Annotated in this window: 17 protein-coding genes; 9 read left to right on the top strand and 8 right to left on the bottom strand. The window is 71.0% G+C overall.

The window, feature by feature from the left end:
• Positions 1-162: 162 nt before the first annotated feature.
• Genes ACIBK3_RS25150 through ACIBK3_RS25130 form a run of 5 tightly spaced genes read right to left on the bottom strand, consistent with a single transcriptional unit; the run spans position 163 to position 5854 of the window.
• Positions 163-1473, bottom strand: coding sequence for a DUF58 domain-containing protein (locus ACIBK3_RS25150; RefSeq protein WP_399368890.1), 1311 nt, complete (start codon positions 1471-1473; stop codon positions 163-165).
• On the bottom strand, positions 1473-2462 hold the full coding sequence (locus tag ACIBK3_RS25145) for an AAA family ATPase (RefSeq protein WP_399368962.1): 990 nt from the start codon (positions 2460-2462) through the stop codon (positions 1473-1475). The genes ACIBK3_RS25150 and ACIBK3_RS25145 overlap by 1 nt, the downstream gene beginning before the upstream one ends.
• On the bottom strand, positions 2462-3664 hold the full coding sequence (locus ACIBK3_RS25140; protein ID WP_399368888.1) for a DUF4350 domain-containing protein: 1203 nt from the start codon (positions 3662-3664) through the stop codon (positions 2462-2464). The genes ACIBK3_RS25145 and ACIBK3_RS25140 overlap by 1 nt, the downstream gene beginning before the upstream one ends.
• Positions 3661-4482 (bottom strand): DUF4129 domain-containing protein, encoded by an 822-nt coding sequence (locus ACIBK3_RS25135; protein ID WP_399368886.1) that lies wholly within the window; start codon positions 4480-4482, stop codon positions 3661-3663. The genes ACIBK3_RS25140 and ACIBK3_RS25135 overlap by 4 nt, the downstream gene beginning before the upstream one ends.
• A gap of 4 nt (positions 4483-4486) precedes the next feature.
• On the bottom strand, positions 4487-5854 hold the full coding sequence (locus ACIBK3_RS25130) for a glycerophosphoryl diester phosphodiesterase membrane domain-containing protein (RefSeq protein ID WP_399368885.1): 1368 nt from the start codon (positions 5852-5854) through the stop codon (positions 4487-4489).
• 140 nt (positions 5855-5994) lie between these two features.
• On the opposite strand from ACIBK3_RS25130, the gene mtnA reads away from it, so the two are divergent.
• The 7 genes from mtnA to ACIBK3_RS25095 all read left to right on the top strand — a co-directional run bounded on the left by mtnA (position 5995) and on the right by ACIBK3_RS25095 (position 15004).
• Positions 5995-7134 carry an S-methyl-5-thioribose-1-phosphate isomerase gene (gene mtnA / locus ACIBK3_RS25125; RefSeq protein WP_399368883.1) on the top strand — a complete coding sequence of 380 codons (1140 nt, stop codon included), beginning with the start codon at positions 5995-5997 and terminating at the stop codon, positions 7132-7134.
• An 8-nt stretch (positions 7135-7142) separates the two neighbouring features.
• Positions 7143-7832, top strand: a complete 690-nt coding sequence (gene mtrA / locus ACIBK3_RS25120) for a two-component system response regulator MtrA (protein ID WP_399368881.1) — start codon at positions 7143-7145, stop codon at positions 7830-7832.
• 1 nt (position 7833) lies between these two features.
• A complete protein-coding gene (gene mtrB, locus ACIBK3_RS25115; RefSeq protein WP_399368879.1) occupies positions 7834-9957 on the top strand; it encodes an MtrAB system histidine kinase MtrB in 2124 nt (707 codons plus the stop codon).
• On the top strand, positions 9947-11770 hold the full coding sequence (locus ACIBK3_RS25110; RefSeq protein ID WP_399368877.1) for an LpqB family beta-propeller domain-containing protein: 1824 nt from the start codon (positions 9947-9949) through the stop codon (positions 11768-11770). Before mtrB ends, ACIBK3_RS25110 begins: the two co-directional genes overlap by 11 nt.
• A gap of 237 nt (positions 11771-12007) precedes the next feature.
• The gene (locus ACIBK3_RS25105) at positions 12008-13039 is read left to right on the top strand and encodes a ComF family protein (RefSeq protein WP_399368875.1); all 1032 of its coding nucleotides are present in this window, start codon (positions 12008-12010) and stop codon (positions 13037-13039) included.
• Between the two features lie 313 nt (positions 13040-13352).
• On the top strand, positions 13353-14051 hold the full coding sequence (gene hpf, locus ACIBK3_RS25100) for a ribosome hibernation-promoting factor, HPF/YfiA family (RefSeq protein WP_399368873.1): 699 nt from the start codon (positions 13353-13355) through the stop codon (positions 14049-14051).
• Between the two features lie 206 nt (positions 14052-14257).
• Complete coding sequence (locus tag ACIBK3_RS25095; RefSeq protein ID WP_399368872.1) at positions 14258-15004, top strand: response regulator; 747 nt, start codon at positions 14258-14260, stop codon at positions 15002-15004.
• A gap of 71 nt (positions 15005-15075) precedes the next feature.
• Here ACIBK3_RS25095 and ACIBK3_RS25090 read toward each other — a convergent pair whose 3' ends face one another.
• The gene (locus tag ACIBK3_RS25090; RefSeq protein WP_399368870.1) at positions 15076-16275 is read right to left on the bottom strand and encodes a winged helix-turn-helix domain-containing protein; all 1200 of its coding nucleotides are present in this window, start codon (positions 16273-16275) and stop codon (positions 15076-15078) included.
• A gap of 61 nt (positions 16276-16336) precedes the next feature.
• Positions 16337-16909, bottom strand: coding sequence for a GNAT family N-acetyltransferase (locus ACIBK3_RS25085; protein WP_399368868.1), 573 nt, complete (start codon positions 16907-16909; stop codon positions 16337-16339).
• A 319-nt stretch (positions 16910-17228) separates the two neighbouring features.
• Between ACIBK3_RS25085 and secA the strand changes: the two genes are divergently transcribed.
• Positions 17229-20039 carry a preprotein translocase subunit SecA gene (gene secA / locus ACIBK3_RS25080; protein WP_399368866.1) on the top strand — a complete coding sequence of 937 codons (2811 nt, stop codon included), beginning with the start codon at positions 17229-17231 and terminating at the stop codon, positions 20037-20039.
• Between the two features lie 122 nt (positions 20040-20161).
• On the opposite strand, the gene ACIBK3_RS25075 is transcribed toward secA, so the two are convergent.
• Entirely contained in the window at positions 20162-20911 is a 750-nt protein-coding gene (locus ACIBK3_RS25075; protein WP_399368960.1) for an Rv3235 family protein, read from the bottom strand.
• A 358-nt stretch (positions 20912-21269) separates the two neighbouring features.
• On the opposite strand from ACIBK3_RS25075, the gene ACIBK3_RS25070 reads away from it, so the two are divergent.
• Positions 21270-21785: a DUF6912 family protein gene (locus ACIBK3_RS25070; RefSeq protein WP_399368864.1), complete on the top strand. Its 516-nt coding sequence runs from the start codon at positions 21270-21272 to the stop codon at positions 21783-21785.
• Positions 21786-21870 lie beyond the last annotated feature (85 nt).

Below are 21870 nucleotides of genomic sequence, written 5' to 3'. Positions count from 1 at the left end.
TACTGCAGGGGGGACCCTGTGGGAGAGTAGGACGCCGCCGAACAATCATTCAAGGAAACCCCGCACCGGTTGGTGCGGGGTTTTCTGCGTTTACTGGGTTATTGAATCGAGGGACTGGTGCGTACGCCGGCCCCTCGTATCGGCCCCAGTAGTTACATATATTTACAGGCGTCCGGCCGCCTTCAGCGCCAGATATGCGTCCGCCAGTGCTGGAGCCAGATCTTCAGGTGTGGCGTCGACGACCGTCACGCCATGGCGGCGGAGTTGTTCCGCGGTGCGGTTGCGCTCCGTTTGGGCCTGGGCGGCGGCTGCGGCCTCATAGACGGCCTCGGTGTTTCCGCGTGCTGTGGCCATGCCGGCGATGTGCGGGTCGGCTACCGACGCCAGCAGGATCGTGTGGCGCTGGGTGAGCTGGGAGAGGACGGGCAGGAGGCCCTCCTCGATGGGCGCGGTGTCGAGGGCCGTGAACAGCACGATCAGCGAGCGGCGCGGGGCCGACTTGAGTGCCGTGGCCGTAAGACCTCGGGCGTCCGTCTCCACGAGTTCGGGTTCGAGGGTGGCCATCGCGTTGACCAGGGACGGGAGGACGTCGCCTGCTGAGCGGCCCTGGACGAGGGCGCGTACCCGACGGTCGTATGCGAGCAGGTCGACGCGGTCGCCGGCGCGGGAGGCGAGGGCGGCCAGGAGGAGGGCCGCGTCCATGGAGGCGTCGAGGCGTGGGGCGTCGCCCACGCGGCCTGCGGAGGTGCGGCCGGTGTCGAGGACCAGGAGGATGTGACGGTCGCGTTCGGGGCGCCAGGTGCGTACGGCGACCGTCGTCTGGCGGGCCGTGGCGCGCCAGTCGATGGAGCGGGTGTCGTCGCCGGGGACGTACTCGCGCAGGCTGTCGAATTCCGTGCCCTCGCCGCGGGTGAGGACGCTGGTGCGGCCGTCGAGTTCTCGTAGGCGGGCCAGCTTGGAGGGCAGGTGCTTGCGGCTGGTGAACGGGGGCAGGACGCGTACCGTCCACGGGACTTTGTGGGTGCCCTGTCGGGAAAAGAGACCGAGGGGGCCGTAGGAGCGGATCGTGACGCGGTCCGCCTGGCGGTCGCCGCGGCGGGTCGGTCGTAGGCGGGTGATGAGGCGGCGGCGTTCGCCTGCGGGGACCGTGAGGCGGTGGCGGGAGGCGGCGACCTCCGTGCCGGGCTGCCAGCTGCTGGGGGGCCAGGCGTCGCGCAGGTGGGCGCGGAGCGGGCGGCGGGACGGGTTGGTGACCGTGAGCGTGACGTCGGCCGCCTCGCCCAGGCGGGCGGAGGTGTCGCCGGAGCGCGTCAGGCCGAGCCGTCGTACGGGGGCGGCCAGCGCGAAGTCGCAGGCGCAGGCGACCGCCAGGGGCGCGTTCACGGCGAGGATGCCTGTCCAGCCGGGGTCCCAGATGCCGACGGGGAGGGAGCCCAGGGCCGCGAGGAGGGCGGCGCGTCCGGTGAGTGCCATCAGCGGGGGACGGGGACGTGGGTGAGGATCGCGTTGATGACGGAGTCGGCGGTCACGCCTTCCATCTCGGCCTCCGGGCGGAGTTGGACGCGGTGGCGGAGGGTGGGGAGGGCGAGGGCCTTGACGTCGTCGGGGGTGACGTAGTCGCGGCCGGTCAGCCAGGCCCACGCGCGGGCCGTGGCGAGCAGGGCCGTGGCGCCGCGCGGGGAGACGCCCAGAGTGAGGGACGGGGATTCGCGGGTGGCGCGGCAGATGTCGACGACGTAGGCGGTGATCTCCGGGGAGATGGTCGTCTTGGCGACGGCGGCGCGGGCCGCTTCCAGATCGGCGGGGCCGGCGACGGGGCGTACGCCGGCGGCGCGCAGGTCGCGTGGGTTGAAGCCTTCGGCGTGGCGGGTGAGGACGTCGATCTCGTCCTGGCGCGAGGGGAGCGGGATCGTCAGCTTGAGGAGGAAACGGTCCAGCTGGGCTTCGGGGAGGGGGTACGTGCCCTCGTACTCGACCGGGTTCTGGGTCGCGGCGACCAGGAACGGGTCGGGGAGCGGGCGGGGGGTGCCGTCGACCGTGACCTGGCGTTCCTCCATGGCTTCCAGGAGAGACGACTGGGTCTTGGGCGGGGTGCGGTTGATCTCGTCCGCGAGGAGGAGGTTGGTGAAGACCGGGCCGGGCTGGAAGGAGAACTCGGCGGTGCGGGCGTCGTAGACGAGGGAGCCGGTCACGTCGCTCGGCATCAGGTCCGGGGTGAACTGGACGCGCTTGGTGTCGAGTTCGAGTGCGGAGGCGAGGGCGCGGACGAGCAGCGTCTTGGCGACCCCGGGGACGCCTTCGAGGAGAACGTGTCCACGGCACAGGAGGGCGACGACGAGGCCGGTCACGGCGGGGTCCTGGCCGACCACGGCTTTGGCGATCTCGGCGCGCAGGGCTTCCAGGGAGGCGCGGGCGGCGCCCGGGTCCCCTGAGTGCGCGGCGTTGTCAGTGGTCGGGTCCATCATGGACGGCGTACCTCTCTTTCGAGGGCGTCGAGTTGGTCGGCGAGGGCGATGAGGGCCGTGTCGTCGCTGGGCGGCGGGCCGAAGAGGAGAGCGTGCACGGCCTGTCCGTCACCAGGGCTGTGTGGGTGGGTGGACAGGGCGGGGAGCAGGGCCTCGGGTGCGTGCGCCTGGGCCACGGGGATGCCTACGAGGGGGGCGAGGCGGGTGCGGGTGGTGGAGCGAAGAGCGGCGGCCGCGCGGTCGCGGGCGTTGGCCTTGCGGTAGAGGCGGGCGCGGCCTTCGACGGTTTCGGAGGCGCGGATCGCCACGGGGAGTTTCTCGGGCACGAGGGGGCCGAGCCGACGTGCCCGCCAGAGGGCGGCGAGGGCCGCGGCGATGAAGAGCTGCAGTGTGCCCCAGAGCCAGCCCGAGGGGAGCAGGTCGAAGAAGCCCTTTTCGTCGTCCGGTCCGGCGGCGGAGGCATCGGAGAGCGAGGGGAGGTACCAGACCAAATGGGGGCGGGAGCCGAGGAGTTGGAGGGCGAGCGAGGCGTTGCCCTGGTCGTCGAGGGAATCGTTGTAGAGGATGTCGGGCGCGCCGAGGACGACAGTGTCGCCGTGGCGGGACGCGTCCGGGAGGCGCACCAGGGTGGCCAGGCGTTCGCTGGGGTAGCACTCGTCGGCGCCGGGGCGGGTGACGGTGTAGCGGACTCCGCCGGTGTCGGCCGGGCCCGCGCGCCGGGCGGCGGGCAGGTCGCAGGCGGGCGGACGCGTCGAGTCGAGACTGGTGGCGGGGCTGGCGACGATGCCGGGAGCGAGTCGTTCGACGGACCAGCCGCCCGGAGCGACGAGGAGGGTGCGGCCCCCCGAGTCGTTGGTGGCGGAGTGCAGTTGACTCTGCTGCCGCTCGGAGAGCAGGTCGGGTACGGCGACCAGCAGGGTGGTGTCCGGGCCGGCCGCGGCGCGCGCCTCGGCCAGGGTGGTGACCACGCGCGTGGACACGCCTCGGTCGGCGAGGAGTTGGGCCACGGCGCGGCTGCCGTAGGGGTCGGCGGAGCGCGGGTCGAGGCTGCCGTGGCGGGCGTCGGAGCGGATCGCCGCGATGACGACGGCTGCCACGAGGAGGATCACGAGGGCGAGGACGATGCCTCGCGCTCGGGTCCACACCTGGCGTGCGGTGGGCGAGGCCGAGGTGGACGGGAGCGTGGCCTCGGTGGTCATTCGGCGGCTCCCTGGCGGGCGTTGTGCGCCGCGTCGGGGCTGCTGCTGCTCGCGAGTTGCGGCTTGGTGCGCTCCAGGTCGCGGTCGAGTTCGGCGATGCGGTGGTACGACTGCTCGCTCGCCCTTCGGCCGCCGTATGTCACGTCGTCGAAGTCCCGGGCCGCGGTGCGCAGTCGGTCCGCGCGGGAGGGCAGCGCGCGGCCCGCCTCAACGGCTGCCTCGTCGGCGGTGCGGCCGGGGCGGACGTCGAGGAGGGCGCGTTCCTCCAGGGAACGGACGATGGCCCGCATGTGTTCCTGGACGGCCTGGTTCCAGTGGCCCTGGGCGGCGTGGGCCTCGGCGGCGGACCGGTGTTCGGCCGCGCTGCGGGGGCGGTCGTCGAACAGGGCGGGCGCGGAGGCCGGTTCGCGGCGCGGAGTGCCCAGGCGCCACCACAGGGCGCCCAGGACCGCGAGGACGGCCACGATGACGACCACCAGGCCGAACGGTCCGCCGGGAGTGGCGGACGAGGCGGTGTTGAACAGCTTGTCGACCCAGTCCCAAAAGGCGTTCAGGGCGCGCTGGAAGAGGCCGGGGTCGTTCTCGTGGTACATCCGCTTGGACAGCTCGCGTCGGGCCGCCTCTCGCGCGGGGTCGCGCGGGGTCGTCAGCGGTGGTGCGCCGTCGGAGCGTGGGAGCGACAGGACGGACGCGGTGTGTACGGCCCGCAGCACGGCCCGTACGGAGGTGTCGCCGGCGTGCAGCACGAGTCGTACGACCGGGTCGACCGGGCGCTGCAGTGCCGGTACCGCTGTGAGAACTCCCCCCGCCAGGTTCACCGGGTCAGCTCCCGGGAGTGGCGCCGTGGACACCGGCGGCGCGGGCCAGTTCGAGGTCGAGGGCCTCGCGCCGGATGCGCTGGTCGACGTAGAGAAGTACGGCGACGCCCGCGGTGATCGGGAACGTGATCATGGAGCCGATCACCGAGCCGATGCCGCTGACGATGAGGAAGGTCCAGCCGAGGTCGCCGGTGCCGTTGAGGAAGCCGCTGACGCTTTCGCCGCCGAGTGCGGCGGCGAGGAAGGTGAAGGGGAGGACCACGATCGCCGAGATGATGTTCGCGATGAGTCCGGCGAGCAACTGGATGCCGAAGATCCGCCACCAGGAGCCGCGGACCAGTTTCGCCGAGCGGCTCATCGACCTGGTGATGCTCTGCTTCTCCAGCATCAGCGCGGGCGAGGCCAGGGAGAAGCGGACCATCAGCCACAGGGCGACGACGCCGACGCCCATGCCGCCCAGGACGGCGAGGACGACCCCTCCCGTGGTCTGGCCCGATACGGCCAGGAGGATGCCGGGCAGCGAGCCCACGAAGACGACGCCGATGGCGATCAGGGGGAGCAGGATGATCAGCCCGAACAGCTTCAGCACCTGCGGGCGGGCGTCGCGCCAGGCCTCGCCGAGGGTGACCGACTTGCCGAGCACCGCACGGCTGGTGACGGTGGTCAGCAGCGCGGTCGCGGCGACCGTGCCGATCAGCGAGATCAGCAAGACGAGGCCGGAGCTGAGCAGGGCTTCGCCCAGGGCGCGGGACAGTTCGTCCAAGGAGGCACTCGGGTCGTTGAGTGCCTCGGCGCCGGCGGTGTCGTTCAGGAGCAGGCGCTGCACCAGGATGACGACGATCTCGGTGAGGACGGCGACCGTCAGGGAGATGCCCAGGACCGTGCGCCAGTGGGTGCGCATGGTGGAGACCGCGCCGTCGAGGATCTCACCGACGCCGAGCGGGCGCAGCGGGATCACTCCGGGCTTGGCCGCGGGCGGTGGGCCCGCCCAGCCGCCGTGTCCGGGGTAGCCGCCGGGAGGTCCGTAGCCGCCTCCCCAGCCGCCCTGTCCGCCGTGCGGGCCGTAGCCGCCGGGACCACCCGGGGCGGGCGGGGGCGGGGTGCCCCAGCCGGGGCCGGGCGGTGGAGGCGGTGGGGCCTGGCCGGGGGCCTCGGTGCCGGTGGGCGCGGACCACTGGCCCGGGGGCGGCTGTTCCTTGGACCACTGCGAGCCGGGGCGCTGTGGATCCGGTCCCGGCTGTTCCGCTCCCGGTTGTTCGGCGGGGTTCGCGGGGCCGGGGCGGTCGGCGGGCTCGGTGGGACCGGACGCACCTGGCCGCTGCCCGTCGGACGGGGCGGATCCGGGCGAGGCCCAGCCCGGAGTGTCGTTCATCGTCGCTCCTTCACGGTGCCCGTCCGCGGTCGCGGCGGAAGGTTGGCAGCCATCGTGCCATGGGGTGGTCATCGAGTGACCAGCCGCGGTAGGGGCGGGAGACCTTCAATTGTCCGGCGGATAAGGGGCAGACTGACCGCATGGCTGATCAGCACGCGCAAACCGGCGAGGACAGCAGGCCGACCGAGATCCCGGTGATCCGCTGGGAAGAGCCGCCCGAAGGCCCCGTACTGGTACTTCTCGACCAGACGAGGCTGCCGGCCGAGGAGGTAGAACTCGTCTGTACGGACGCGCCCGCGCTGGTGGAGGCGATCCGTTCGCTCGCCGTGCGCGGGGCACCACTGCTCGGTATCGCGGGGGCCTACGGCGTCGCGCTCGCCGCCGCGCGCGGGTTCGACGTGGAGGACGCGGCGGCCGCGCTGGCGGGGGCGCGTCCCACCGCGGTGAATCTGGCCGTCGGGGTGCGCCGGGCGCATGCCGCGTACCGGGCCGAACTCGGCAAGGGCGGTGACGACCGGCAGGCCGCCGAGGCGGCGCTGGCCGCGGCGCGCAGGCTGCACCGGGAGGACGCCGAAGCCAGCGCTCGGATGGCCGAGCTGGGGCTGGCGCTGTTGGACGAGTTGGTGCCGGGCGGCGGGCACCGGATCCTCACCCACTGCAACACCGGATCGCTGGTGTCGGGCGGTGAGGGAACGGCGTTCGCGGTGGCGCTGGCGGCGCACCGGGCGGGGCAGCTCAGGCGGCTGTGGGTGGACGAAACGCGTCCGTTGCTGCAAGGTGCTCGCCTGACGGCGTACGAGGCGGCTCGCAGCGGTATGGCGTACACCTTGCTGACCGACAATGCGGCGGGCTCGCTGTTCGCGGCCGGAGAGGTGGACGCGGTGCTCATCGGGGCGGACCGCATCGCGGCCGACGGTTCGGTGGCGAACAAGGTGGGGAGCTATCCGCTCGCGGTGCTCGCGCGTTACCACCATGTGCCGTTCATCGTGGTGGCGCCCGTGACGACGGTGGATCCGGACACGCCGGACGGGGCGGCCATCGAGGTCGAACAGCGCCCCGGGTTCGAAGTGACCGAGATCACGTCACCCCAGGTGACGATGACGGGAGGGGGAGGCGGGATTCCGGTGGCACCCCTGGGGACCCAGGCGTACAACCCGGCGTTCGATGTGACGCCTCCGGAGCTGGTGACGGCCATCGTCACCGAAATGGGCGCCGTGTCACCCGTGACGGCTGAGGCGCTTGCAGAGCTGTGTGACAGGTCACGCCAGGTAACGATTTAGTTAATGGGATGATGGCATTCATGAAGGGACGAGTCCTTGTCGTCGATGACGACAACGCACTGGCCGAGATGCTCGGCATTGTGTTGCGTGGTGAAGGTTTTGAGCCGTCTTTCGTAGCCGACGGCGACAAGGCGCTGGCCGCTTTCCGTGAGGCCAAGCCCGATCTGGTGCTGCTCGATCTGATGCTGCCGGGCCGGGACGGTATCGAGGTGTGCCGCCTGATCAGGGCGGAGTCCGGGGTGCCGATCGTGATGCTCACGGCCAAGAGCGACACCGTCGACGTCGTCGTGGGCCTGGAGTCGGGCGCCGATGACTACATCGTGAAGCCGTTCAAGCCGAAGGAGTTGGTGGCCCGGATCCGGGCACGGCTCAGGAGGTCCGAGGAGCCGGCGCCCGAGCAGCTCGCCATCGGCGATCTGGTCATCGACGTGGCCGGTCACTCCGTGAAGCGGGACGGGCAGTCGATCGCGCTGACGCCGCTGGAGTTCGATCTGCTGGTCGCGCTGGCCCGAAAGCCGTGGCAGGTGTTCACCCGGGAGGTCCTGCTCGAGCAGGTGTGGGGCTACCGGCACGCGGCGGACACCCGGCTGGTGAACGTGCATGTTCAGCGGCTGCGCTCCAAGGTCGAGAAGGACCCGGAGCGGCCGGAGATCGTGGTGACCGTCCGTGGTGTCGGGTACAAGGCAGGACCCAGCTGACATGTCCGGAGACAGTGCCGCTTCGTCGCCCGGACGGACCGGGGCTCAGACGGGGCGGCCTGTCGGCCGGAAGACGTCAGGTTCCCGTTGGGGGCGTTTCCTCGAGGGCGGGTTGCTGCAGGGCGGAGTCCAGGGCAGCCCGGTCCTGCGCCTGTTCCTGCGCTGGGTGCGCCGGCCGCTGCTGCCCGTCATGCGGCTGTGGCGGCGCAACATCCAGCTCAAGGTCGTCGCCATGACCCTGCTGATGTCGCTGGGCGTCGTCCTGCTCCTCGGCTTCGTGGTGATCGGGCAGGTGCGCAACGGGCTGCTGGATGCCAAGGTGAAGGCTTCGCAGAGCCAGGCCACCGGCGGGTTCGCGGTGGCCAAACAGAAGGCCGACGAGGCGGCCGCCGGGACCGGCGACGACCGCGCTCCGGCGGCCGACCGGACCGAGCAGAACGTCGTCCCCTGGATGAGTGACCTGGTGGAGTCGCTCTCCAGCGGCGGTCAGGGTGCCTTCGACGTGGTGACGCTCCCCGCCGCCGACGACGACAGCGGGGGCGGGCGCGGACCGCGAGCCTCCGGTGACGTCGACTGGGCGGCCAGCGTCCCCGAGGACCTGCGTGCGCGCGTCGACAGCGGCACGACGGCGGCCCAGAGCTACACGCGGATCACCTACGACAGGCCGGCCGGCAAGGACTCCCAGCCGGCGCTGGTCATCGGCAAGCAGGTCAACGACCCGAACGGTGACCCGTACCAGCTGTACTACCTCTTCCCACTGACCCAGGAGGAGAAGTCACTCAGCCTGGTCAAGGGGACCCTGGCGACGGCCGGACTGTTCGTCGTCGTACTCCTCGGGGCCATCGCCTGGCTCGTCGTGCGGCAGGTCGTCACTCCGGTGCGGATGGCGGCCGGGATCGCCGAGCGGCTGTCCGCTGGGCGGCTGCAGGAGCGGATGAAGGTCACCGGCGAGGACGACATCGCGCGGCTCGGGGAGGCCTTCAACAAGATGGCGCAGAGCCTGCAGCTGAAGATCCAGCAGCTGGAGGACCTGTCGCGGATGCAGCGGCGGTTCGTGTCGGACGTGTCGCACGAGTTGCGGACGCCGCTGACGACCGTACGGATGGCCGCCGACGTCATTCACGAGGCGCGCGAGGACTTCGACCCGGTGACCGCGCGGTCCGCGGAACTGCTCGCCGACCAGCTGGACCGGTTCGAGTCGCTGCTCGCGGACCTGCTGGAGATCAGCCGCTTCGACGCGGGCGCTGCGGCGCTGGAGGCCGACGCGATCGACCTCAGGGAGGTCGTCCGGCGGGTCGTCAGCGGGGCCGAGCCGCTCGCCGAGCGCAAGAGGACGACGATTCGGGTCGTCGGTGACCAGCAGCCCGTGGTCGCCGAGGCGGACGCCCGGCGGGTGGAGCGGGTGCTGCGCAATCTGGTCGTCAACGCCGTGGAGCACGGCGAGGGCAAGGACGTCGTCGTCAAGCTCGCCGCGGCGGGCGGGGCGGTCGCGGTCGCGGTGCGCGACTACGGAGTCGGACTCAAGCCCGGCGAGGCGACTCGCGTCTTCAGCCGGTTCTGGCGGGCTGACCCGGCACGCGCGCGTACCACCGGCGGTACGGGCCTGGGGCTGTCCATCGCGCTTGAGGACGCGCGGCTGCACGGCGGATGGCTGCAGGCGTGGGGCGAACCGGGTGGCGGCTCGCAGTTCCGGCTGACGCTGCCGCGCACCGCGGACGAGCCGCTCAGGGGCTCTCCCATACCGCTGGAACCCAAGGACTCGCGCCGCAACCGCGGCCTCCATGACGCCGGTCTGCCGCGCGGGGGCAGCGAGAAGACGGCCACCGTGCCCGCCCAGCCGGCCGGTGCCCAGACGTCCTCGCGGGACCCGATCGTGCCGCGGGCGGCCGCCTTGGCGCCCACCGCCGACCCGACCGCGTTGCCCGGCAACGGTGCCCGCGTGGTGCCCCGGTCGCCTTCGGGACCGCGGCGGCAGGAGGAGACGGCTCCCGGGGAGGAGCCTCGAGGCGGGACCGCGAGGCGCCCGGACGCGGGGGCGCAGAGGCCGTCGGCGGACTCTGTGGAGTCTTCGGGGGACGCGTCGGTGGAGTCGTACGAACAAGGGGAGGCATTCCGTGGGCGCTGACCGCGGCAGGGGCGCCCGGCGCGGAACGGGGCGCGCGCTGGCGTACGCCGCCTGTGGCGTCGTACTGCTGGCAGGGTGCGCCTCGATGCCCGACAGCGGGGATCTGCGCGGCGTGGAGTCCACTCCGCGTCAGGACACGCAGGTACGGGTCTTCGCCATGCCGCCTCAGGAGGACGCGCAGTCCCAGGAGATCGTGCAGGGCTTCCTGGAGGCGCTGACCAGCGACGATCCGCACTATGAGACGGCCCGCCAGTATCTGACCGCCGATGCCGCGAAGACCTGGGAGCCGGAGCGGGCCACCACGGTGCTCGCCCAGGGGCCGCGCATCGATGTCGCGCGTTCGGGCAGCCGGGAGGACTCCAGCGACCTCCTGTTCACGCTGACCGGCAGCCAGGTCGGCACGGTGGACGAGCAGGGGTCGTACGCGCCCGCCGACGGGAAATACCACCAGTCGGTGCATCTGGTCAGGGACGAGAAGACCCACCAGTGGCGCATCGACGGGCTGCCGCAGGGCGTCGTCATGGGCAAGTCGGACTTCCAGCGCAACTACACGTCCGTGAACAAGTACTACTTCGCCTCGAACACGAAGGGTCCGCAGACCGTGGCGGTCGCCGATCCCGTGTACGTGCGCGAGCGCGTGGACGCCATGACGCAGATGGTGCGCTCCCTGATCAACGGGCCCACGACCTGGCTCCGGCCGGTCGTCAGATCGAGCTTCCCCACCGGGACGGAGCTGCAGAAGGACGTCACGTCGTTGACGCCGGACGACCAGAGCAAGCTGACCGTGCCGCTGAACGGCAAGGCCGCCCGGGTCGGTCCGACCGCGTGCGACAACATGGCGACGCAGGTCCTTTTCACCCTGGAGAACGTCACGCCGGCCGTGGACGAGGTCGAGCTGAAGGCGGGCGGCAAGCAGCTGTGCGCGCTCACCGAGGAGCAGGCCGACGACGTCGCCGAGCGCGACTCGGGGCAAAGTCCCGGGTACCTGTACTTCGTCGACGGCAAGCACCGGCTGGTGCGCATATCGGCCGACGGCAGCGGTACGAAGCCCGATCCGGTGCCCGGCGCTCTGGGCACGGGCGACAAGGACCTCCAGTCGGTGGCGGTGTCGCGCGACGAGTACAAGGCGGCCGGGGTCGGCGTCGGCGGCAAGTCGCTGTATGTCGGGTCGCTGACGTCGGGCGGGTCGCTCGGGGATGCCGTGCTGACCAGCGGCGGGGCCACGACCGGCGACCGGCTGACCACGCCCAGCTGGGACGCTGAAGGCGACCTGTGGGTGGCCGACCGCAATCCGCGCGACCCGCGGCTGCTGGTGCTCGAGAAGGGCGCCGGTGAGCCTCTGAAGGTGGACGCTCCGGGGCTGGACGGGCGGATCAGGGACGTCCGGGTGGCCGCCGACGGAGTGCGGATCGCGCTCGTCGTGGAGAAGGGCGGCAAGCAGTCGCTGCTCATCGGGCGGATCGAGCGGGGCGAGAAGTCGAGCGGACACCCGCCCGTCTCGGTGCAGGAACTGCGGGCCACCACGCCGGAGTTGGAGGAGGTCACCACCATGTCGTGGGCCGGTGACAGCCGGCTCGTGGTGGTCGGGCGCGAGAAGGGCGGCGTGCAGCAGATGCGGTACGTCCAGGTCGACGGCTCCACGCCGGAGGGGCCGACGCCGGCGGCGCTGACGGGCGTGAAGGAGATCGCCGCTTCCGAGGACGATCAGCTGCCCTTGGTGGCCTACTCGGAGGACGGGATCGTACGGCTGCCGTCCGGGGGGCAGTGGCAGAAGGTGGACGCGGACGGGACGGCGCCGGTCTATCCGGGGTGAGTGCCGGTTGATCCGGTGGTACCCGGCGGGTACTGGGTGAGTCCCGGGTGAGTCGCGGGTGCATGGTGACGGCCGGTGGGATTGTACGACTGTGAGGTTCGTGACTGGCCAGGTGAGCGGCCGTTTTCGCTGGGGCGGAACCCCGCGGGAGCGGCCGTTGCGCTGTGGCCGGAGTTGTCCACAGGCAGTTGTCCACAGGGGTGGCCGGGGCGCTTCGGCGTTGGCACAGTGGTGGACATGCGGGGGTGGTGGCAGGACCTCACCGACCTGGTGCTGCCGGCTGAGTGCGCAGGCTGCGGGAGGCCGCGCACAGTGCTCTGTCCGGAGTGCCGGGCGGCGCTGAGCGGGGCCGTACCGCGCCGGGTGCGACCGGTCCCGGAACCACCGGGTCTGCCGGTCGTGCACGCGGCGGCGCGGTACGCGGACGCGGTGCGGGCGACCTTGCTGGCCCACAAGGAGCGGGGCGCGCTGGCGCTCGCGGCACCGCTCGGGGTGGCGTTGGCGGGGGCTGTGCGGGCAGGGGTGGCGGCGTGGGGTGACGAGGCCGTGGTGCTGGTTCCCGTGCCGTCCGCGCGGCGGGCGGTCCGGGCGCGGGGGCACGATCCGGCGCGGCGGATCGCGCTCGCGGCGGCCCGTGAGCTGCGGCGGGTCGGGACACCGGCGCGGGTGGCCGCCGTGCTGCGGCAGCGGCGGGCCGTGGCCGACCAGGCGGGGCTCAACTCCCGGGAGCGGCTGGCGAACCTCGCGGGCGCGCTGGCGGTGGCCGGGGGAGGAGAGCGGCTGCTCGCCGGTGGCCGGGTGGTGCTCGTCGACGACCTGATGACGACCGGCGCGTCGTTGGCGGAGGCGGCACGTGCGGTGCGGGTGGCGCTTGTGGAGGCGGTACGGGTGAGGGGGGCGGCAGGGGCGATGGAGGAAGCGGGAGGCGTGCGGGCATGGGCTGGGAGCGGAGGGGTGGCGTGCGGGGGTCCCGCAGATGGGCGAGGTGGCCTTGCGGGCGGTGGCTCGGGGAGGGGACGGGAAGCGGGGGAGGGCCGTGGCCGGGCGGTGGGAGTCGGTGAGCCGGGTGTGTACGGCGGGGGGAGCGCGGCGGTGTACGCGGCGGGAAGTCGGGAAAGCAGAGAGGAACGGATGACCCGGGGGACGGAGGAGGCGGCGAGGTGGGTGCCTGGTCGGCCCGGAATGGTGGGCGGTGGCGCCCTGCATGACGTGATCTGCGCGGCCGTGGTCGCGGCCACGCCGGATTCTTTCGAAATAAACCGGAACTGATTGAGAACTTGCATCGTTGCAGGTAGTGACAGGACCAATGCACCTGAACGGAGGTACACCGCAGTAGAGGGTGACGACATCCGTCCGGGCGAGATATGTTCGGGTTGGGAGAGAAAGGCGCAGGCCACACCTCTCGAAATCCGAATGCCGTGCTGCGGGATTTTCCTCATCACCCGCACCGGTGGCGTGGAGATCTTGCCCATGGGGGAGGAGGTGGAAGTCACCGAGTCCGAGGTTCCGGGACTCACCGGAGCCTGGTGCAAAAGGGAGATGCTCCGCAACGAGGCGGAGCGATCCGGGAACGGAGTTCTGCGTGGACATCGTCGTCAAGGGCCGCAAGACCGAGGTGCCCGAGCGGTTCCGCAAGCACGTGGCCGAGAAGCTGAAGCTGGAGAAGATCCAGAAGCTCGACGGCAAGGTGATCAGCCTCGACGTCGAGGTGTCCAAGGAGCCGAACCCCCGACAGGCCGACCGCTGTGACCGAGTGGAGATCACGCTCCGCTCCCGCGGTCCGGTGATCCGGGCGGAAGCGGCAGCCAGCGACCCGTACGCGGCACTCGACCTGGCGGCGGAGAAGCTGGACGCCCGGCTGCGCAAGCAGCACGACAAGCGCCACACCCGCCGAGGCGCACGCCGACTGACGGCGGCCGAGGTCCCCGACCACGTTCCGGGCGCCGCGACCCTCAACGGCAACGGGAACGGCCACGCCGTCCACGAAGACGAGTCCGAAGGGGTCCCCACCAAGAAGATCGGCTCCCTGGAGATCAAGGGGGAGGGCCCCCTCATCGTCCGCGAGAAGACCCACGTCGCCTCTCCGATGACCCTCGACCAGGCTCTCTACGAGATGGAGCTGGTCGGGCATGACTTCTACCTGTTCATCGATTCCGAGACCAAGGAACCCAGCGTCGTCTACCGGCGGCACGCCTACGACTACGGCGTCATCCACCTCAGCACGGACCCGATGGTCACCCAGGCGCAGCCCCCCGCGGCGGGTGGCACGCTGGGCGCCTGACCACCCGGCCCACGACTGAGCCGGTGCCCCTGGTGCGCGCTGTGCGCCCCCAGGGGCACCGGTGTGCGACCACTTCACGTCCCGCTCCGTCACCTCACTGTCGTCCGGGCATGAAATCATGGCCGCACCGGCCCAACCGTTGGGCCGTTGCCTTGGGTTGGCGATGGCACAGGACCAACAGGCCACAGCCTTCAGGGGGAGGAACGATGGCGGACAGCTTCGGACCGATGCAGGACGAGGACGCCGGCAACGGTGTCGTCGGCATGGGCCCGGACTCGGGCTCACCACGCAAGGAGCCGATCCGTGTCCTGGTCGTGGACGACCACGCCCTCTTCCGCCGTGGCCTGGAGATCGTGCTCGCCGCCGAGGAGGACATCCAGGTCGTCGGTGAGGCGGGTGACGGGGCGGAGGCGGTCGACAAGGCCGCCGACCTGCTGCCGGACATCGTGCTGATGGACGTACGGATGCCCAAGCGCGGCGGTATAGAGGCGTGCACCTCCATCAAGGAGGTGGCCCCCAGCGCGAAGATCATCATGCTGACGATCAGCGACGAGGAAGCCGACCTCTACGACGCCATCAAGGCAGGCGCCACCGGTTATCTCCTGAAAGAGATCTCCACGGACGAGGTGGCCACCGCCATTCGCGCGGTGGCCGACGGACAGTCGCAGATCAGCCCGTCCATGGCGTCGAAACTGCTCACCGAGTTCAAGTCGATGATCCAGCGGACCGACGAGCGCCGACTCGTGCCGGCGCCGCGGCTCACGGACCGTGAACTGGAAGTGCTCAAACTCGTCGCCACGGGAATGAACAACCGGGACATCGCCAAGGAATTGTTCATCTCCGAGAACACCGTGAAGAACCATGTGCGCAACATCCTGGAGAAGCTGCAGCTGCACTCCAGGATGGAAGCGGTCGTCTACGCGATGCGGGAGAAGATCCTCGAGATCCGGTGACGGCTTGAGATCCGTCGACGGCTTGAGTTCCGGTCACGTCCGGAGATCCGCGAGGGTCCTGCCGGGCGCGGTCAGGCGAGGGCGCGGGCTACTTCTCTGACGAGGGGCTCGCGCAGTTCGGGTGCGTCCACCCGTTCCACCCGTACATCGGTGCAGTTCACCCAGCTCGCCGCCTCGATGAGGGCCTGGGCGACCGAGGGGACCGTCTTCGGGCCGTCCAGGGTGACCTGCCGGGCGACCAGGGTGCGGCCCTCGCGGCCCGGATCCACTCGGCCGACCAGCCGGCCGCCGGCCAGCACCGGCATCGCGAAGTAGCCGTGGATCCGCTTCGGCCTGGGGACATAGGCCTCCAGGCGGTGTGTGAAGCCGAATATGCGTTCCGTCCGCGCCCGTTCCCAGATGAGGGAGTCGAAGGGGGACAGGAGCGTGGTGCGATGGCGGCCGCGCGGGGGTGTCTCCAAGGCGGCGGGATCGGCCCAGGCCGGCTTGTCCCAGCCCTCGACCGTGACCGGGACCAGGCCCGAGTCGGCGATCACCGTGTCGACCTGCTCGGCCTTGAGGCGGTGGTAGTCGGCGATGTCGGCGCGGGTGCCGACGCCCAGGGACTGGCCGGCCAGGCGGACCAGGCGGCGCAGGCACTCGATGTCGTCCAGATCGTCGTGGAGCAGGGCATCCGGTACGGCGCGCTCGGCGAGGTCGTAGACGCGCTTCCAGCCGCGGCGCTCGACGCAGACCACCTCGCCGTACATCAGGGCGCGTTCGACGGCCACCTTCGTGCCGGACCAGTCCCACCACTCGCTGGTCTTCTTGGCCCCGCCCAACTCCGTGGCGGTGAGCGGGCCTTCCGCGCGGAGCTGCTTGATGACCTGGTCGTACACGCCGTCGGGGAGTTCGTGGTTCCAGTGCGGGCGGGCTCGGTAGGCGCGTCGGCGGAAGGCGAAGTGGGGCCACTCCTCGATGGGGAGGACGCAGGCGGCGTGGGACCAGTATTCGAAGGCGTGGGGTTGTGGCTCAGGGGCGCCGGTCGTGGGCTTCTTCCAGTAGGCGTTCTCGACCGTTCGACGGCCCACGGCTCCCAGGCGGGCGTACGGGACGAGTTCGTGGGACCGGGCCAGGACCGAGATGGTGTCGAGCTGGACCGCGCCGAGATGGCGCAGGACGCCCCGGACGCCGGACTTCCGGTCGGGCGCACCGAGGAAGCCCTGGGCTCTGAGGGCGAGACGGCGGGCCTCGTCAGCGGAGAGGATGGTGGTGGGGTGCGAGGTCGTCATGGGTTCGCACGATAGGGGGTGGGACTGACAGTCCGGGCTGAGCTGCAGGGTTGCCGGGTGGCTAGGGCCGCGCCGGCAGATACGGCGCCGTCGACGCCAGTCCCAGGTCCGACGGGAGCAGGGAACCCACCCAGCAGTCCCGCCGTACCCCCTTGTTGCTGACGGCGGAGCGCAGGGTGCCCTCGATGGTGAAGCCCGCTCGTTCCGCCACGGCGCGCGAGGGGGTGTTGCCCACTTCCGCGCGCCATTCCACGCGGTCGATGCAGGCGTGGGTGAAAGCCCAGTGGGAGGCGGCACGGGTGGCCTCCGTGAGGTAGCCGTTGCCGCGGTGCTCCTTCGTGCCCCAGAAGCCGACCTCGGCGGTGCCGAGGGAGCGCAGGGTGATGCTGAGCATGCCCACCAGTTCCTCCCCTTCGGGGAGGAAGACACCCCACGTGAACATCGAACCGCAGGCCCAGCCGTCCGGGACCACCTGCTGGGTGAAGCTCTGGGCGTGCTCGCGCAGATAGGGCGCGGGGATCGTCGTCCAGCGCTGGATGTCGGGGTCCTGCGCGGCCGCGTACACGGCGTCGGTGTGCCGCGCCTCGACCGTGCGCAGGACGAGGCGGTCCGTGCGGAGCGTGACGGGGTCCATCGGGCGATTCTGCTCAGCGAGCCCCCAGGACGCCAACTTTTAGCCGTGCGTGAGCGGGTGATCACAATTCGCGTAATTCGTCGGCGGGGCGCGGCACCATCCGCGGCACGCGGACGTTGTCCCTTTTGAAGGAGACCGTTTTGCGGGGGACCGTTGTCTCCCCTCGGCGGAGATGTGAAGCAGGTGCGCGAAGCAGTGGACGGTCGTCGTGGCGGCAGGCCTCCCGGCGTGGTGGGGTCCTCGCATACGATGGCCGTTGCTCAGTAAGTCCAATGGAAACCGACCGTCCCAGGCCCGACCGGCAAGGAGACCAACCCCCGTGTCCGTCCTCTCGAAGATCATGCGTGCAGGCGAAGGCAAAATCCTGCGCAAGCTGCACCGCATCGCGGACCAGGTCAACTCCATCGAAGAGGACTTCGTCGACCTCTCCGACGCCGAGCTGCGGGCCCTCACCGATGAGTACAAGCAGCGGTACGCCGATGGTGAGAGCCTGGATGATCTGCTCCCCGAGGCCTTCGCCACCGTGCGCGAGGCCGCCAAGCGTGTCCTGGGCCAGCGGCACTACGACGTGCAGATGATGGGTGGCGCCGCGCTCCACCTCGGCTATGTGGCGGAGATGAAGACCGGTGAGGGCAAGACCCTGGTCGGCACCCTGCCCGCGTACCTGAACGCCCTTTCCGGCAAGGGCGTCCACCTGATCACGGTCAACGACTACCTGGCCGAGCGCGACTCCGAGATGATGGGCCGCGTCCACAAGTTCCTGGGCCTGAGCGTCGGCTGCATCCTCGCCAACATGACGCCGGCCCAGCGCCGCGAGCAGTACGCCTGCGACATCACCTACGGCACGAACAACGAGTTCGGCTTCGACTACCTGCGCGACAACATGGCGTGGTCCCAGGACGAACTCGTCCAGCGCGGCCACAACTACGCCATCGTCGACGAGGTCGACTCCATCCTCGTCGACGAGGCCCGTACGCCGCTGATCATCTCCGGCCCGGCCGACCAGGCCACCAAGTGGTACGGGGACTTCGCCAAGCTGGTCACGCGCCTCAAGCGCGGCGAGGCGGGCAACCCCCTCAAGGGCATCGAGGAGACCGGCGACTACGAGGTCGACGAGAAGAAGCGCACCGTCGCCATCCACGAGCCCGGTGTCGCGAAGGTCGAGGACTGGCTGGGCATCGACAACCTCTACGAGTCGGTGAACACCCCGCTGGTGGGCTACCTGAACAACGCCATCAAGGCCAAGGAGCTCTTCAAGAAGGACAAGGACTACGTCGTCATCGACGGCGAGGTCATGATCGTCGACGAGCACACCGGCCGTATCCTCGCCGGTCGCCGCTACAACGAGGGCATGCACCAGGCGATCGAGGCGAAGGAAGGGGTGGACATCAAGGACGAGAACCAGACGCTCGCCACGATCACCCTGCAGAACTTCTTCCGCCTCTACGACAAGCTCTCCGGCATGACCGGTACGGCGATGACCGAGGCCGCCGAGTTCCACCAGATCTACAAGCTCGGCGTGGTCCCGATCCCGACGAACAAGCCGATGGTCCGCAAGGACCAGTCGGACCTGATCTACCGCACCGAGGTCGCGAAGTTCGAGGCGGTCGTCGACGACATCGCGGAGAAGCACGAGAAGGGCCAGCCGATCCTCGTCGGTACGACGTCGGTCGAGAAGTCCGAGTACCTGTCGCAGCAGCTGGCCAAGCGCGGCATTCAGCACGAGGTGCTGAACGCGAAGCAGCACGACCGTGAGGCGCCGATCATCGCGCAGGCCGGCCGCAAGGGCGCCGTGACGGTCGCCACCAACATGGCCGGCCGTGGTACGGACATCAAGCTCGGCGGCAACCCCGAGGACCTCGCGGAGGCGGAGCTGCGGCAGCGCGGCCTCGACCCCGAGGAGCACATCGAGGAGTGGGCCGCGGCCCTGCCCGCCGCCCTGGAGAAGGCCGAGCAGGCCGTCAAGGCGGAGTTCGAGGAAGTCAGAGAGCTCGGCGGACTTTACGTCCTCGGCACCGAGCGGCACGAGTCGCGTCGTATCGACAACCAGTTGCGCGGTCGTTCCGGTCGTCAGGGCGACCCGGGCGAGTCCCGCTTCTACCTCTCCCTTGGCGACGACCTGATGCGCCTGTTCAAGGCCCAGATGGTCGAGCGCGTGATGTCGATGGCGAACGTCCCGGACGACGTGCCGATCGAGAACAAGATGGTCACCCGCGCGATCGCGTCCGCCCAGTCGCAGGTCGAGCAGCAGAACTTCGAGACCCGTAAGAACGTCCTGAAGTACGACGAGGTCCTCAACCGGCAGCGCGAGGTCATCTACGGCGAGCGCCGCCGCGTCCTGGAGGGCGAGGACCTGCACGAGCAGGTGCAGCACTTCATGGACGACACCATCGACGCGTACGTCGGCGCGGAGACCGCCGAGGGCTTCCCGGAGGACTGGGACCTCGACCGGCTGTGGGGCGCCTTCAAGCAGCTCTACCCGGTGAAGGTCACCGTCGAGGAGCTGGAGGAGGCGGCCGGCGACCGGGCCGGACTGACCGCCGAGTTCATCTCAGACTCCATCAAGGACGACATCCACGCGCAGTACGCGGCACGCGAGGAGCAGCTCGGCTCCGAGATCATGCGTGAGCTGGAGCGCCGGGTCGTGCTGTCGGTCCTCGACCGCAAGTGGCGCGAGCACCTCTACGAGATGGACTACCTCCAGGAGGGCATCGGCCTGCGCGCGATGGCGCAGAAGGACCCGCTGGTGGAGTACCAGCGCGAGGGCTTCGACATGTTCACCGCCATGATGGAGGGCATCAAGGAGGAGTCCGTCGGCTACCTGTTCAACCTGGAGGTCCAGGTCGAGCAGCAGGTCGAGGAGGTCCCGGTCGAGGACGCGCCGCCGTCGCTCGACAAGCAGGACGCGGTGCCGGCGCAGGCGGGCGCGCGTCCCGAGATCCGCGCCAAGGGGCTCGACGTCCCGCAGCGGCGTGAGCTGCACTTCTCCGCGCCCACCGTGGACGGCGAGGGCGGCGTCATCGAGGGTGAGTTCGCCGACGAGGACGAGCCGGTGCGTTCCCAGGCCGACGGCCTCACGCGCGCGGAGCGGCGCAAGCAGTCCCGTGGGGGGCGGCGCCGCAAGAAGTGACGCTGGGTGCCTGCGGGTGCCCTGCGGGGTGCGCCTGCGGCGCCGTAGCGCTGTGAGCGGTGTGGTAGCGGCTTGAAGGGCCGGGTCACCTTGGGGTGCCCGGCCCTTCGGCATGGCCGGGGTCAGTCCTCGTAGGCGCGGGGTGGGCGTGGGCCGCCCAGTTCCACCGCCGTGCAGCGCCAGCGATGGTCCCGGCCCTGTTCCAGGCGGAAGGCCATGGCGCGCAGCTGGTCGCCGGCTCCGATGCGGGCGAAGGCCTCGATGGCGCCGGGGCGCGGGACGTAGTAGCCGATGTCGCGGACGACCGGTGAGGTGCCCCGGGTGGTGCGCAGGGGGCCGCGTTCGGCGAGCCAGGCCAGTTCGTCGTAGGCGCGGCCCGCGGTGTGCCGGAGCATGCAGTGGACGGGGCGACGGCCGCTCAGGACCGCCAGGAGGCGGTCCGCGAAGACGTCCGTGGGACGGGGCTGGGCAAGAGGCCTGCGGGGGGCTTGGGCGGGGAGTGTGGGGGCGGGGGACGAGTGCGGGGGCGGGGCTGCGTGGGCCGTTGAGGCGGCTGTTGCGGTGGGGGTGGTTGCCGCTGTGCGGGCGGCGCCGGACGGCCTGGCCGCGGTCGTCACCGTTGCCGTTGCCGAGGTCGGCGCTGTGCCGGTGGGTGGGGTCGGCGGGCGGTTGTCGGTGGGCCTGGTGCGGGGAGACGGGCCGCGGCCGGCCGGGGAGCCCTGGGGACGGCCGTCGGGGGTCGTGGTGCGGGCGGTGCCGCCGCCTGAGGTGCGTGGGGGTGTGCCGCCGGGGCGGCGTGGGTCGCGTCGGCTCGGCGGGCGGGTGCCGGGGTGGTGGCTCGCCTGGCCTGCCCTGGTCATGACCTTGTTCATGTGCGTCCCCGTGTTCATGTGTGTCCCCGTTCGGTCCACCCGGCGGTACCGGGCAGTAACTTCGTGGTTGGGGATCTTGTACGGGGCTGTGGAGTGCCGGGGCAAGGCGGCGGGGGATCGGCGTGGGGCGGCCGGAGGGGTCACTTATCCGGGTGGTCTGGACGCGGAAAGGCCTGGTGGGGAGGGTGTGGCGGGTGAATTTCGAGGCTCTGGGCTGACGTCCGTGGAGGCGTGGGCAGGGACTCGAAAGGGGACGCCGCGCACGTATCCTGAAGCCCTCCGGATGTGCGGGCTCGCCCGTCCGGGGACCTGTGCGGAGCCTCCGACCACGGAAAACCGACCACGAAAGCGGCCTGTCATGCGCGTCTACGTCCCCCTGACCCTTCCCGGTCTCGCCGAGGCGTACAAGACGGGAGTGCTGGGGACCGGGCCGTTCGTCGCGTACGCGGTCACGCCGGCGCTGCGTGAGTGGTACCTCTCGGACGACATCGAGGAACTGGAGTACGCGGCGCTGAACCGGGCCGCACTGGCCTCGCTGCGGCTGCTGGCGGCCGACCCGGGTGCGACGCGGCGCCGGGTCGTGGTCGCCGTGGACGTGCCCGACGGGACGGCGACCGCCGATCCCGACCGGGCCCTGGATCCGGCGGCGCTCGGCGAGGTACGGGTCGCCGGGACCGTACGGCTGGCCGAAGCGGCGGCCGTGCACGTCGACGCGGATGACGCGGAGGCGGATGTGGCGGCCGCGGCCGAGGCGCTGGAGGCGGCGGACGGCGGGGACGACGACGCCCAGTTCGTGGTGGACGGGGCGGACGACCACGAGCTGCTGTGGTTCGCGACGCAGGAGATCCCGAACCTGCTGGGGTTGGGGGACTGAGCGGGGCCGCGGGGTTTTGCCGAGCGGAGTCGCGGGTCCTCCGTTGCCGGGCGGTTCGGCGACCACGGACGAGGTGGTGTACGGG

The organism is Streptomyces sp. NPDC050287 (assembly GCF_044459385.1).
In the GTDB taxonomy this organism is placed as follows: domain Bacteria; phylum Actinomycetota; class Actinomycetes; order Streptomycetales; family Streptomycetaceae; genus Streptomyces.
Note: the sequence above shows the minus strand (reverse complement) of the source record. Positions and strands in the feature narration are given on the sequence as shown.

Bases quoted from the DNA above. Each gene is read 5' to 3' on its own strand.
- mtrB (WP_399368879.1), top strand. From the start codon at position 7,834: ATGTCCGGAGACAGTGCCGCTTCGTCGCCCGGACGGACCGGGGCTCAG.
- mtnA (WP_399368883.1), top strand. From the start codon at position 5,995: ATGGCTGATCAGCACGCGCAAACCGGCGAGGACAGCAGGCCGACCGAG.
- ACIBK3_RS25105 (WP_399368875.1), top strand. From the start codon at position 12,008: ATGCGGGGGTGGTGGCAGGACCTCACCGACCTGGTGCTGCCGGCTGAG.
- ACIBK3_RS25085 (WP_399368868.1), bottom strand. From the start codon at position 16,909: ATGGACCCCGTCACGCTCCGCACGGACCGCCTCGTCCTGCGCACGGTC.
- mtrA (WP_399368881.1), top strand. From the start codon at position 7,143: ATGATGGCATTCATGAAGGGACGAGTCCTTGTCGTCGATGACGACAAC.
- ACIBK3_RS25150 (WP_399368890.1), bottom strand. From the start codon at position 1,473: ATGGCACTCACCGGACGCGCCGCCCTCCTCGCGGCCCTGGGCTCCCTC.
- ACIBK3_RS25130 (WP_399368885.1), bottom strand. From the start codon at position 5,854: ATGAACGACACTCCGGGCTGGGCCTCGCCCGGATCCGCCCCGTCCGAC.
- ACIBK3_RS25070 (WP_399368864.1), top strand. From the start codon at position 21,270: ATGCGCGTCTACGTCCCCCTGACCCTTCCCGGTCTCGCCGAGGCGTAC.
- ACIBK3_RS25140 (WP_399368888.1), bottom strand. From the start codon at position 3,664: ATGACCACCGAGGCCACGCTCCCGTCCACCTCGGCCTCGCCCACCGCA.
- ACIBK3_RS25090 (WP_399368870.1), bottom strand. From the start codon at position 16,275: ATGACGACCTCGCACCCCACCACCATCCTCTCCGCTGACGAGGCCCGC.
- ACIBK3_RS25095 (WP_399368872.1), top strand. From the start codon at position 14,258: ATGGCGGACAGCTTCGGACCGATGCAGGACGAGGACGCCGGCAACGGT.
- ACIBK3_RS25145 (WP_399368962.1), bottom strand. From the start codon at position 2,462: ATGGACCCGACCACTGACAACGCCGCGCACTCAGGGGACCCGGGCGCC.
- ACIBK3_RS25075 (WP_399368960.1), bottom strand. From the start codon at position 20,911: ATGAACAAGGTCATGACCAGGGCAGGCCAGGCGAGCCACCACCCCGGC.